The following is a 13,625-nucleotide window of genomic DNA, read 5'->3' as shown; positions in this document are numbered from 1 at the left end:
GCCTCAAATCGAGGCGAACTCGGCGAGTTCGTCGACGGCTTCCTGAACACCTTGTGCAGCCGCTCGCTCGAACCACAGGCGACCGGCTGCCGGGTCGTGGTCCCCGGCAAGGCCATTGGAAAGATAGCGCCCGAGCATGAGTTGGGCCTGGCCATGTCCCCGCTCGGCGGCGGCCGTGAACCATTTCTGCGCTGCCGCCGGGTCGAGTGACAGGCCCTGGCCGCTCCCGTACAGGGCGCCGATCGCAAACATCGCCCCGACGTGGTCGGCGGCGGCTGCCCGCTTGAACAACTGCGCCGCAGCCACGGGCAAGGATGCGCCGCCGCGCCCATTGAGGAGCATTTCGGCAAGCGCCACCTGCGCGTCGACCATGCCGGCGTTGGCCGCCCGCTCAAACCAGAGGCGGGCCTGTTTCTGGTCGGCGGCCACGCCGCGCCCATCCTGTAGCATGCGCGCATACGCATATTGCGCCTCGGCCACGCCTTCGGCCGCGCGCCTCACCCATAGCGCCGCCTGCTCCTCGTCCTTTCGCACGCCGACGCCCTGGGCAAAGCAGAGCCCGAGGTTGAAGGCTGCAACCAGATCGCCCGACGAGGCGGTCGCCTCGAACCATCCGGCAATACTGGCGCGGTCGCGGTCGTCAGGCTCGCCTGCCCCTTCGAGGACCAGATTGGCAAAGTCGACCTGCGCTTCCTGATTTCCCGCATTTGCGGACGTGCGCAGCCAGCGCGCTCCCTCCTCGACGTCCTGGGCGACACCGTTTCCCGAGAGATAGAGCGATGCCAAGGCGCGGGCGGCGGCCTGATGGCCTGCATCGGCCGCGCGTCGATACCACGTCGCGGCCTCCGCATAGTCCGGCTGCGAACTCTTCACATACCGATCGCCGAGACGGTAGGCTGCCTCGATATTTCCCGCCAATGCGGCGCGCCGCAGCCACGCCTCGCCGGCCGCGATATCCTGACCCGCAAGGCCACCGTCGATGAGCCCCAATCCCAACCGGAACTGGGCCGAGGGAAGGCCTTTCTCGGCAGCGAGCTGATACAGTCGCGCCGCTGCCGCTCGATCGACCGGCACGCCACGCCCATGCTCGGTCAGCACCCCAAGGAGGTAGATTGCGGTGGGCAGGCCCGCGTCGGCAGCGCGTCGAACCTCGGCGGCAATCTTGTCCGCCTGCCCAGGTTGCCTGCGCCGGGCGAGCGAAAGAGCAAGGCCCAGGCATCCCTCGGGGCAGCCGGCGGCCGCGGACTTCTCATACCAGCCATGCGCCGCATCGAGGTCGCGCATCGCTTCGGGGCCTCTGCTGAGGATATAGCCGAGGATTGCCTGCCCGGTCGCGGAGCCGGCTTCGGCTGCTTTTTTCGCGAGACCGAGCGCCGGCGCGAATTCCGGCTGCCGCGAGGAATCCCGCTCGAACAGGCTTTCCGATCCGATGCGATTGCCGTCGGGCTCCTGTGTCGCCAGTCCAGCCACGTAAAGCGCGGCGAGAAGCGACTGCGCATCGGGGCTGCCGTGATCGGCCGCCCGCCGCAGCCAGCGCGCGCCTTCCGACCGGCTCGGCGGCACACCCAAACCTTCGAGATAGCAACGAGCGACCCGGTATTCGGCCTCGGTGATGCCGGCGCGCGCGGCAATTGCCATCAGCGGAAAGGCTTCTGAAGGCTTGCCGCTGTCGGAAAGCTTTATCGCCCGGCGCAACACCAGCGCCGGCGGGGCAAGGGCAGTCAGCCGGTCAAGGATTGCCATCGATGCGAGAACTCATACCTCCGTTTGTCGCGGCACGGCACCCAAGCCTATGGCTCCCGCATCGCTTCCTGGCCTACGGGGAGCATGGCGCCGAGAATGTACTTGAGCACGGTGCGGCGGCCGACCTTGACGTCGGCGGTCACCGGCATGCCGGGGCTGATCGTGAAACTGGCGGGCACGCCATGGAGGGCGACCTGGTCGATGGAAATCTGCGTGCGATAGAACAGGTCAGTGTCCGATGGCAGCATGGCCAACGAGCTGTTCGGGTCGCGCGCTTGTTCGCGAGCCGAGAAGGAATCCGGGCTGACCGCGCGCACAGTGCCATGAGCCAGGCCATATTGCGAATAAGGAAAGGTGTCGAACTTGATGGCCACGGGGTCGCCGACGTGGACGAACCCACTGGTGCGACCGACAATGTTCGTCTCGATCTCCAGCACCGCGTCGTCCGGCACCAGCGTGATCAATCGGTCGCCGGACTGCAGGATCGAGCCGACGGAGACCTTGGCTACCGACTGGACGATGGCGTCCGCCTCGCTCTTCAGCTCGACCAGTTGCTTGCGCAGCTTTGCCTTGTTGAGAAGCTCGCGGGCGTCCGACATGCGCGATCCCGCCTCAGACAGGCCCTGCGAGACTTCCGCGCGCCAGCTCTGGATGTAGCCATCGCGGTCCGCGGACACCGTCGCCTGCTGTCGCTTGGCGGCTTCCGATGTCTGCAAGGCGTTGCCGAGCGCCCGGGACATTTCCGCCGAGTTGTCCTCGGCCAGAAGCGTGTTGAGGCGGCTCCCCACCTGTCTTTCTTCCAGTTGCTTGCGCATCTGTTCGATCGAGGCCGCGACGGCCAGCCGCTGGCGGTAGCCATCAGCATCGGACTGGGAACGCGAGATCACGGAACTGAGTTCATCGCTCTGCCGGTCGAAACTCGACAGCTTGGCGTCGTAGACGGCTTTGCGGCGATCATAGATCGACGCCTGCAAGGTCCAGCTCGGGTCCAGGCCGTCATAGTTGAAGGGCTTGCCGTCGGCCTCCGCCTTCAACCGCGCCACTTCGGCCTCAAGCGTCGAAACCTGTGTCGCCAGCGCGGTGAGGTCAGCCGAGGCGAAGGTCGCATCGAGGCGCGCAAGCGTTTGACCGGCTCGCACGCGCTGTCCTTCGCGTACCTCGATCGAGCGCACGATGGCTGTCTCGAGCGGCTGCACCACGATGTTTGGCGATTGCGAGACCACAAGCCCTCTGGTGGTGACGACCTGATCGACCGGTATGATCCCTGCAAGTGTTATCAGGGCGATGACCATGCTCAAGATGATGTAGACGATGCTGCGCGCCATTCGCGGAACAGGCGCATTGGCGATAGCCGTCGACGGCCACTGGAATTCCAGGATGGCGGGCATCGTCGGATCGCTTGGTTCTGTCCGGCGCCGGCGGGCGGGAAGGCTGGATTGGGTGATGCTGATGCTGCTCATGGGGCGCCCCGAAGCCGATGCTCAAACAAGTCGCGGCGGCACGGCGGCCAGACGACCGTGACGGCTGTCGAGATGTCGGTTCTGCTGCAACCAAAGCTGGCGGTAGAGCGCGCATCGTTCGAGCAGGGTCGCGTGCGGCGCGACATCGAGGACCTTGCCCTGATCCATGACCAGGATCTGGTCGCACTCGGTCAGCGAGGCAAGCCGGTGCGAGACAATAATCATCGTGCGGCCCTTGGCGATGCGCATGAGATTGGCGCTGACCACCGCCTCGCTCTCCGGGTCAAGCGCGCTGGTCGCCTCGTCGAGGATCAGGACGGTCGGATTGTGGATGAGCGCGCGCGCGATCGCCAGCCGCTGCTTTTGACCGCCCGACAGGTTGGGCGACCCTTCCTCGATATAGGTGTCATAGCCGTTCGGCATGCGTTCGATGAATTCTTCGGCGCCGGCAAGGTGGGCGGCTCGCATGGCATCCGAAAGGGTCAGGCCGGGGCGCCCGGCGATGATGTTGTCGCGAATCGACCCGCGGAACAGGAAATTGTCCTGGAGGACCACGCCGAGCCCCTGGCGAAGGTGACGCAGGTTGATTTCCTTGAGGTCGACGCCATCCAGCTTGAGAAAACCGCTGTAATCGCGATTGATCCCCTGCAGCAGCCGCGCAACCGTCGATTTTCCCGAACCGCTACGCCCGACGATGCCGAACATCGTCCCTGCCGGAATGTCGAAGCTGACCCGGTCGAGCGCCGGCGTCTTGGTGCCGAGGTAGGAGAAGGTCAGGTCACGGAAACTGATCTCGCCAACGAGCTTCGGCCTTAGGCCGGTGGAATTCGAACTGCTTTCCAGGGGTCGGTTGAGGACGGATCCTGCTTCGCCGATTGCCGCCCCTACCTCCTCGAAGTCCTCGACCAGTCGAGCAAGACCAACGAGAGGCTGCGCGACGCGTTGGGCGATCATCATGAATGCGAACAGGCTGCCGATCATGTAGCCAGAGGTGTCGCTCATCGCGAGATAAGCGCCGATCAACATGGTTCCGAGGACCATCACACGCTCGATTGGCGTGACAAGCGTCTGCGGCCAGTTGGCAAGCTGACCGAAGGCAAGGCGGGCCCTGCCCGCGTCCGCCACCCGCTCGTCCCAAAGCGCCTTGCGTTGCGGTTCCAGACCGAGCGCCTTTACCGTCTTGATGCCGACGACGGTTTCGCCGAGCGCCGCCGACTTCCAGGTCTCCGCTTCGACCACCTGCTGGTAGCTGCGGCGCAGGGGTGCGAGAAAGGCGAAGATGATCAGCATGATCACGCCCGCGCAGGCAAGCACGATCCAGCCAAGGGTGGCGTTGATGTAGAACATCACCGGGATCAGCACGCAGAGCGTGATCAGATCGAGGAACGTGCTGAGGAGTTTTCCGGTCAGGAACTCGCGGATGCGATAGATCTGCGCGAGGTGATACATCGTCTGGCCGGCCGGATGACGCTCGAAATAGTCAAGTGGCAGACGCAGGAGCCTGCTGAAGACATGCAAGTTCAGTTTGGTGTCCAGCCTGGCGCCGACGACGTTGATGATCAGCCTTCGGGCGTGACCGAGGAGCGTCTCGTAAACGAACAGGACGGCGATTATGGCCGACAGCAGCACGAGGGTCGAAACGCTGTTGAACTGCAGCACCTTGTTGACCAACGTCATGACGATGATCGGCGGCAGAACGGTAAGGACGCTGAGCGTGAACGAGGCGATACCGATGTCACGCATGGAACGGCTTTCTTGCCGTACCAGGTCGATCAACCAGCGAAGGGTGAAAGGCGCATCGGCCGCGATGTAGGATCGCGCCGGACGCAACAACACCGCCTCACCCGTCCACACCTGCGACAGCCGCAACTCGTCGATGGCGATGGCTTCGTCATCATCTGGCGCGCCCGCGCTCTTGAGGAAGACGACCTTCCGCTCCGGGCTGGCCCCGGTGAGCAGACCCGCGCCACCGTCATTGAACAGCAGGACGACCGGCCCCGTGTGCTCGAAGCGCAGGAGATGCGACCAGCGGATACGAAGCGCGCGCGACCACATGCCGCCGTTCTGGGCCCATTGCGAGAGGTCAGCCGCGTTCGGGACCGGGCTTGGGATGGCCGCCCTGAACTCGTTGGGGTCGAGTTCGACGCCATGATAGCGCGCGACCCGCAGCATCGCCTTGAGGCGCGGCTGGATCCGGTCAAACTCGGCGGGTCCGCCGGGAATCCTGGCCGCGTTTTCGCCGTCCGCCCTGCCCGTCGCGACTTCGGCTTCGGTGCCGGCACGGATCGGGACCGGCTGGTTTTCGGCATTCACAGGGACGTTCACCATAGACTTCTCATCCGGTACGCAGGGCGAGGTTCAACAATGCCCGGGCCGAGGCGTTTCAGCCTCGGTTTCCCGCAATGCCCCACTGTACTCCGAACTGATCGGCCGCGCGACTCTCATGCCACTCCTTGTCTTGAGATGATGAACGCGCGAATCCGCTCTCCCGCGAGATCCGCGCGCACGTTTTTCTGTCGGTCGTCTCTCTTCAAGGTTCTTGCTCACTCGTGCGGCTTCAAGAGATCCTTCAGGGTCTTGGCGGTGTGGTCGTTGCTGGCGAAGCCGGCGCCATGCTTTGTCTGGTCCGAGCTGAGATCCGTGCTCGCCCCCGACGACTTGTTCTGGTTCTGGCCAAATCCGCTAATCGTCTTGAGGACATTGAGCAGGTCTGTCGTCACAGATGTGGACGCCAGGCCGATCAGGTTGCGGAACGACGCATGGCTGCCGTGATCACTGTTGCCATGTGTCGAGCCCGACTGCAGGAATTTCGCAGCGTCCTTGAGCCCGAGCGACTCGAACGTGACCTTGCCGGCGTGACCGTTACCCGGCTTGCCATCGTGGTCATGCTTGTGTCCCTTCCCTGAATTGCTGCTGTTCTTGTGGTCGTTGTCGTGGCCGTGGCCGTTGCCATTGCCGTTGTTGCCGTTGCCGTTGTTGCCATGATGGCCATGGTGACCATGCTGGTCGTACTTGTCATGATCACCGCCCCAACCGGTCGCACCAGTCGGACCAGGCGCACCTGTGGAACCGGTCGAGCCCGCCGCTCCGGTCGAGCCGGTTGCCCCGGTATGGCCGGTCGCACCCGTCGAACCCGTGGCGCCTGGATCTCCCGTTGCTCCAGTTGCGCCGGTTGCCCCGGTCGAGCCGGTTGCCCCGGTAGAGCCAGTCGCACCGGTAGAGCCTGTCGAGCCTGTATGGCCGGTCGAGCCCGTCGAACCCGTTGCTCCGGTCGAGCCGGTTGCACCGGTAGAGCCGGTATGACCAGTCGCACCCGTCGAACCCGTTGCTCCGGTCGAGCCGGTTGCACCGGTAGAGCCGGTATGGCCAGTCGCACCCGTCGAACCAGTGGCGCCGGTCGAGCCGGTTGCACCGGTAGAGCCGGTATGACCAGTCGCACCCGTCGAACCAGTGGCGCCAGTGGAACCAGTATGACCCGTTGCTCCGGTTGCCCCGGTAGAGCCCGTCGCACCGGTAGAGCCTGTCGAGCCGGTATGGCCGGTCGCACCCGTCGAACCCGTTGCTCCGGTAGAGCCGGTTGCTCCGGTAGAGCCGGTATGACCAGTCGCACCAGTCGAACCAGTGGCGCCAGTGGAACCAGTATGACCCGTTGCTCCGGTTGCCCCGGTAGAGCCCGTCGCACCGGTAGAGCCTGTCGAGCCGGTATGGCCGGTCGCACCCGTCGAACCCGTTGCTCCGGTAGAGCCGGTTGCTCCGGTAGAGCCGGTATGACCAGTCGCACCAGTCGAACCAGTGGCGCCGGTCGAGCCGGTTGCTCCGGTCGAGCCGGTATGACCCGTCGCACCAGTCGAACCCGTTGCTCCGGTCGAGCCGGTTGCACCGGTCGAGCCGGTATGGCCGGTCGCACCCGTCGAACCCGTTGCTCCGGTCGAGCCGGTTGCACCGGTAGAGCCGGTATGGCCAGTCGCACCCGTCGAACCAGTGGCGCCGGTCGAGCCGGTTGCACCGGTAGAGCCGGTATGACCAGTCGCACCCGTCGAACCCGTGGCGCCGGTCGAACCAGTATGACCCGTTGCTCCGGTTGCCCCGGTAGAGCCAGTCGCACCGGTAGATCCTGTCGAGCCGGTATGGCCGGTCGCGCCCGTCGAACCCGTTGCTCCGGTCGAACCAGTATGACCCGTTGCTCCGGTTGCCCCGGTAGAGCCAGTCGCACCGGTAGAGCCTGTCGAGCCGGTATGGCCGGTCGCACCCGTCGAACCCGTGGCGCCGGTCGAACCAGTATGACCCGTTGCTCCGGTTGCCCCGGTAGAGCCAGTCGCACCGGTAGAGCCTGTCGAGCCGGTATGGCCGGTCGCACCCGTCGAACCCGTTGCTCCGGTCGAGCCGGTTGCTCCGGTATGACCAGTCGCACCCGTCGAACCAGTGGCGCCGGTCGAACCAGTATGACCCGTTGCTCCGGTTGCCCCGGTAGAGCCAGTCGCACCGGTAGAGCCGGTCGAGCCGGTATGGCCGGTCGCACCCGTCGAACCCGTGGCGCCGGTCGAACCCGTTGCTCCGGTCGAGCCGGTTGCTCCGGTCGAACCAGTGGCGCCGGTCGAGCCCGTCGAACCAGTGGCGCCGGTCGAGCCGGTTGCTCCGGTCGAACCCGTAGCACCTGTGGCTCCAGTTGCCCCGGTCGAACCTGTTGCGCCAGTCGAACCCGTGGCACCGGTAGAGCCAGTTGCTCCAGTCGAGCCCGTCGCTCCGGTATCGCCAGTCGCACCTGTGGCACCAGTCGAACCCGTGGCGCCTGTGGAGCCAGTAGCTCCAGTCGAGCCGGTTGCTCCTGTATCACCAGTTGCGCCGGTGGAACCCGTAGCACCTGTGGCTCCGGTTGCACCGGTCGAGCCAGTAGCTCCGGTATCGCCGGTTGCGCCAGTCGCACCTGTGGCGCCGGTATCGCCGGTCGCACCTGTAGCTCCCGTTGCGCCGGTATCGCCGGTTGAACCCGTGGCGCCTGTAGAGCCAGTCGCTCCAGTCGAGCCGGTTGCTCCGGTATCGCCAGTTGCGCCTGTGGCACCTGTGGCTCCAGTTGCCCCGGTCGAACCCGTGGCACCCGTATCGCCGGTCGCACCTGTTGCTCCAGTGTCGCCAGTCGCCCCGGTCGAACCGGTCGCTCCGGTATCGCCCGTGGCACCAGTCGAGCCGGTTGCTCCAGTCGAGCCGGTTGAGCCTGTCGCTCCGGTCGAACCGGTGTCGCCAGTCGAGCCGGTCGAACCCGTTGCACCAGTGTCGCCAGTCGCACCCGTCGAGCCAGTTGCGCCGGTCGAACCAGTCGAGCCGGTGGCTCCGGTCGAGCCGGTATCGCCAGTCGCACCAGTCGAGCCAGTCGCTCCCGTCGAGCCCGTCGCTCCGGTCGAGCCGGTATCACCAGTTGCACCTGTCGAGCCAGTTGCTCCGGTCGAGCCAGTTGCTCCGGTCGAGCCAGTCGCACCAGTCGAGCCGGTTGAGCCTGTCGCTCCGGTCGAACCGGTGTCGCCGGTCGAGCCGGTCGAACCCGTTGCACCAGTGTCGCCAGTCGCACCCGTCGAGCCAGTTGCGCCGGTCGAACCAGTCGCGCCGGTTGCTCCAGTCGAGCCGGTCGAGCCAGTCGCTCCGGTCGAACCGGTGGCGCCAGTCGAGCCGGTATCGCCAGTTGCACCTGTCGAGCCAGTCGCACCAGTTGCTCCGGTCGCGCCCGTCGAACCCGTAGCGCCCGTCGAACCGGTATGACCCGTTGCTCCAGTCGAGCCGGTTGAGCCGGTAGAGCCGGTATGACCAGTCGAACCCGTCGCGCCGGTATGGCCGGTGGCGCCCGTCGAACCCGTGGCGCCCGTCGCACCGGTATGACCCGTTGCTCCAGTCGAGCCCGTCGCGCCGGTATGGCCGGTCGCGCCCGTCGAACCCGTAGCGCCAGTATGACCCGTTGCACCCGTGGCACCTGTAGAGCCAGTTGCACCGGTCGAGCCCGCAGCGCCGGTAGAGCCGGTCGCACCAGTCGAACCCGTAGCGCCTGGATCTCCCGTCGCGCCGGTGGCTCCAGTGGCTCCGGTATCACCCGTTGCTCCCGTAGCGCCGGTTGAACCCGTGGCGCCTGTAGAGCCAGTGGCTCCGGTCGAGCCAGTGGCCCCCGTCGAGCCGGTCGAGCCTGTCGAACCGGTGGCGCCAGTCGAGCCAGTCGAACCCGTTGTACCAGTGTCGCCAGTCGCACCTGTGGCTCCAGTTGCCCCAGTCGAACCCGTAGCGCCAGTTGCTCCAGTCGAGCCAGTAGCTCCGGTCTCGCCGGTTGCACCGGTCGAGCCAGTAGCTCCAGTCGAACCTGTGGCTCCAGTATCGCCAGTGGCGCCTGTCGAGCCGGTGGCCCCGGTCGAGCCGGTTGCGCCGGTCGAACCAGTCGAGCCAGTCGCACCCGTCGAGCCGGTGGCTCCAGTCGAGCCGGTATCGCCGGTCGCACCTGTGGCACCGGTTGCTCCAGTCGAACCTGTGGCTCCAGTATCGCCAGTGGCACCTGTCGAGCCAGTTGCTCCCGTCGCGCCGGTTGCACCGGTCGAACCCGTGGCGCCTGTAGAGCCGGTCGCACCCGTCGAGCCTGTCGCTCCGGTCGAGCCTGTCGCTCCGGTCGAACCCGTTGCACCAGTGTCGCCAGTTGCACCTGTCGAGCCAGTCGCACCCGTCGAGCCAGTTGCTCCGGTCGAGCCGGTCGAACCCGTCGCACCAGTGTCGCCAGTTGCGCCTGTCGAGCCGGTATCGCCAGTGGAACCCGTATCGCCCGTCGCACCTGTGGCACCCGTATCGCCAGTCGCACCTGTGGCTCCGGTTGCACCTGTAGACCCTGTAGCTCCGGTATCGCCGGTTGCGCCAGTTGCGCCCGTATCGCCAGTCGCGCCTGTGGCTCCGGTTGCTCCAGTCGAACCCGTGTCGCCGGTTGCTCCGGTAGAGCCCGTCGCTCCGGTATCGCCAGTGGCGCCGGTAGAGCCCGTCGCTCCGGTATCGCCCGTCGCTCCGGTTGAACCCGTAGAGCCCGTCGCGCCGGTATCACCAGTCGCGCCGGTGGAACCCGTAGCACCTGTGGCTCCGGTTGCACCGGTCGAGCCAGTAGCTCCGGTATCGCCAGTCGCACCTGTGGCTCCAGTTGCCCCAGTCGAACCCGTGGCACCTGTAGAGCCAGTGGCTCCGGTCGAGCCAGTCGCGCCGGTATCGCCTGTGGAACCCGTGGCGCCGGTATCGCCGGTCGCACCGGTGGCGCCGGTTGCTCCAGTCGAACCTGTGGCTCCAGTATCGCCAGTGGCGCCTGTCGAGCCAGTTGCTCCCGTCGAGCCAGTTGCACCGGTATCGCCAGTCGCACCTGTCGTGCCAGTTGCGCCGGTCGAGCCAGTTGCACCGGTATCGCCAGTCGCACCTGTCGTGCCAGTTGCGCCGGTCGAGCCCGTCGCACCAGTCGAGCCGGTGGCTCCGGTCGAGCCAGTGGCACCCGTCGAGCCTGTCGCTCCGGTTGCACCGGTCGAACCCGTTGCGCCGGTATCGCCGGTCGCGCCTGTGGCTCCGGTTGCTCCAGTCGAACCTGTTGCACCGGTAGAGCCCGTCGCTCCAGTATCGCCGGTTGCGCCGGTTGAACCAGTGGCGCCAGTATCGCCGGTCGCGCCGGTGGTACCAGTCGAACCCGTTGCGCCGGTATCGCCGGTCGCACCTGTGGCTCCGGTTGCTCCAGTCGAACCTGTGGCTCCCGTATCGCCAGTGGCGCCTGTCGAACCCGTGGCGCCGGTATCGCCGGTCGCACCTGTGGCTCCGGTTGCTCCAGTCGAACCTGTGGCTCCCGTATCGCCAGTGGCGCCTGTCGAACCCGTGGCGCCGGTATCGCCGGTCGCACCTGTGGCTCCGGTCGAGCCGGTGGCGCCCGTATCGCCGGTCGAACCTGTGGCTCCGGTTGAACCGGTCGAGCCAGTAGCTCCGGTATCGCCAGTTGCGCCAGTCGAACCCGTGGCACCGGTATCGCCGGTTGCGCCGGTCGAACCTGTTGAGCCCGTCGCTCCGGTATCGCCGGTTGCGCCTGTGGCTCCGGTTGCACCCGTGGCGCCTGTATCCCCGGTTGCGCCAGTCGAACCCGTGGCGCCCGTATCACCAGCGGCGCCAGTCGAACCCGTGGCGCCCGTATCGCCGGTCGCACCTGTGGCTCCGGTTGCTCCCGTCGAACCCGTAGCTCCCGTATCGCCGGTTGCGCCGGTCGAACCCGTGGCGCCGGTATCGCCGGTCGCACCTGTGGCTCCGGTTGCTCCAGTCGAACCTGTAGCTCCCGTATCGCCAGTGGCGCCTGTCGAACCCGTGGCGCCGGTATCGCCGGTCGCACCTGTGGCTCCGGTTGCTCCAGTCGAACCCGTGGCGCCCGTATCGCCAGTGGCGCCGGTTGAACCCGTGGCGCCGGTATCGCCGGTCGCACCTGTGGCTCCAGTTGCCCCAGTCGAACCTGTGGCACCGGTAGAGCCCGTGGCTCCGGTATCGCCGGTTGCACCAGTCGAGCCCGTATCGCCTGTGGCGCCGGTTGAACCCGTGGCGCCGGTATCGCCGGTCGCGCCTGTGGCTCCGGTTGCTCCAGTCGAACCTGTGGCGCCCGTATCACCAGTCGCGCCCGTATCACCGGTTGCGCCCGTGGCTCCAGTTGAACCTGTGGCGCCGGTATCACCGGTCGAGCCAGTTGCGCCGGTATCGCCAGTATTGCCAGCGGCGCCTGTCGAACCCGTTGCGCCCGTATCGCCAGTCGCACCTGTGGGTCCGGTTGCGCCGGTCGCACCCGTGGCGCCAGTATCGCCCGTGGCGCCAGTCGAGCCAGTAGCTCCAGTCGAACCTGTGGCGCCCGTATCGCCGGTCGCACCTGTGGCTCCGGTTGCTCCAGTCGAACCCGTAGCGCCGGTATCGCCAGTCGCGCCAGTAGAACCCGTGGCGCCCGTATCGCCGGTCGCGCCGGTCGAACCTGTTGAGCCCGTCGCTCCGGTATCGCCGGTCGCACCTGTGGCTCCGGTTGCGCCGGTCGCACCCGTAGCGCCAGTATCGCCCGTGGCGCCAGTCGAACCTGTGGCACCGGTATCGCCGGTTGCACCTGTGGCTCCGGTTGCTCCAGTCGAACCTGTGGCGCCCGTATCACCAGTCGCGCCTGTGGAACCCGTGGCGCCCGTATCGCCGGTCGCACCTGTGGCTCCGGTTGCTCCGGTCGAACCTGTGGCGCCCGTATCACCAGTCGCGCCTGTGGAACCAGTGGCGCCCGTGGAACCAGTGGCGCCCGTATTGCCGGTCGCACCTGTGGCTCCGGTGGCGCCAGTCGAACCCGTGGCACCAGTCGCACCTGTGGCGCCGGTCGATCCTGTAGCGCCCGTGGCGCCGGTCGCACCTGTCGCGCCCGCACCCGTCGCACCTGTGGCGCCGGTCGGGCCAATGTTTGTTCCGGCAGATGAAGGGGTTACCGCAAAGACACCGTTGCCGGCAATGGCGTCCGCACCGGCAACCGTAACCGCACCAACGCCAGAAGCCGGAACCGTAAAGGTTCCTGCCGCAACTTGGGTAAAATCCTGATTGGAGTTGTTACCCGACTGTGGGACGAGCGCAGTAATTGTATATGTTGTCGCCACTCCAGTCGAAGGAACGTTTATTAAAATCGCAACTGACGAGAAGACAGGAGGAGAGCCACCGACCGCCCTAGACGGAAGCGAGAAGCTGCCAACAATAACGCCGGTAGAAGTGGTGACATAGTATTCAACAGCAAAGACTGCACCGGTTGTATCAAGCGTCCCATTAAGGGTAACTTCCACGCTCAAGATGCCCGAATAGCTCGCGACCCCCGCCGTCGTCAGCGGCGCCGTTTGCCCGCCCGCCAGCTCCCATTGTCCACCCAGGGACGCCGCGCCGACCAAAGCGTTGGCGGCGCCGACATACACCCCGGTAGCATCCTCGAGGCCCTCGACAAACGCCTCACCCGCCGCGCCGCGACCCGTCTCGCAGCTCCACAGCCGCAGGTCGCCGTCTTCGGCCAGGGCCCGGCCGATCGCGGCCAGGTCGCCGGCGTCGCGCGCCAGCGTTTCGCGCGACCATTCGCCGGCCGCGAAGGCGACGCGCCCAGGCGCGCCGTGGGCGATGATGTGCACTGCCGCAAGGCCTTGGCGGCCGGCCAGCGCCGCCGCCATCTGTGCGGCCGCCGGCCGCGCCGCGTCGAGGAGCACCGGCTGCACGCCGGCCCGCAGCCCGGCAAGGATGGCGGGTATGTCGGCGACGGCGGGATCGATGAACAGGACTTCGGGCTCGAACGTCATGGCTCGCCCGCTCTGAGGGTATGCGGGCGAAACCTTGTGTGTCGATGCGTAAAGGCCCAGCGCGGCGGCCGGGCTATGGAAGGGATCCGAGGTGAGGTCCTTCAGCATG

General features: G+C 66.5%; 4 protein-coding genes. All 4 read right to left on the bottom strand.

Annotated elements, in window-relative coordinates:
- Positions 1-3: 3 nt before the first annotated feature.
- Positions 4-1,638, bottom strand: a complete 1,635-nt coding sequence (locus AC1DYW_RS07945) for a tetratricopeptide repeat protein (protein WP_477225747.1) — start codon at positions 1,636-1,638, stop codon at positions 4-6.
- A gap of 152 nt (positions 1,639-1,790) precedes the next feature.
- Positions 1,791-3,203, bottom strand: a complete 1,413-nt coding sequence (locus AC1DYW_RS07940; RefSeq protein ID WP_477225746.1) for an HlyD family type I secretion periplasmic adaptor subunit — start codon at positions 3,201-3,203, stop codon at positions 1,791-1,793.
- 21 nt (positions 3,204-3,224) lie between these two features.
- Positions 3,225-5,531, bottom strand: a complete 2,307-nt coding sequence (locus AC1DYW_RS07935) for a peptidase domain-containing ABC transporter (RefSeq protein WP_477225745.1) — start codon at positions 5,529-5,531, stop codon at positions 3,225-3,227.
- Positions 5,532-5,746: 215 nt separating this feature from the next.
- Complete coding sequence (locus tag AC1DYW_RS07930) at positions 5,747-13,624, bottom strand: DUF4347 domain-containing protein (RefSeq protein WP_477225744.1); 7,878 nt, start codon at positions 13,622-13,624, stop codon at positions 5,747-5,749.
- Position 13,625 lies beyond the last annotated feature (1 nt).

Source organism: Mesorhizobium sp. P2_D5 (assembly GCF_056404355.1).
The sequence above is the reverse complement of the archived record's forward strand: the minus strand, read 5'-3'. Positions and strand labels throughout refer to the sequence as shown.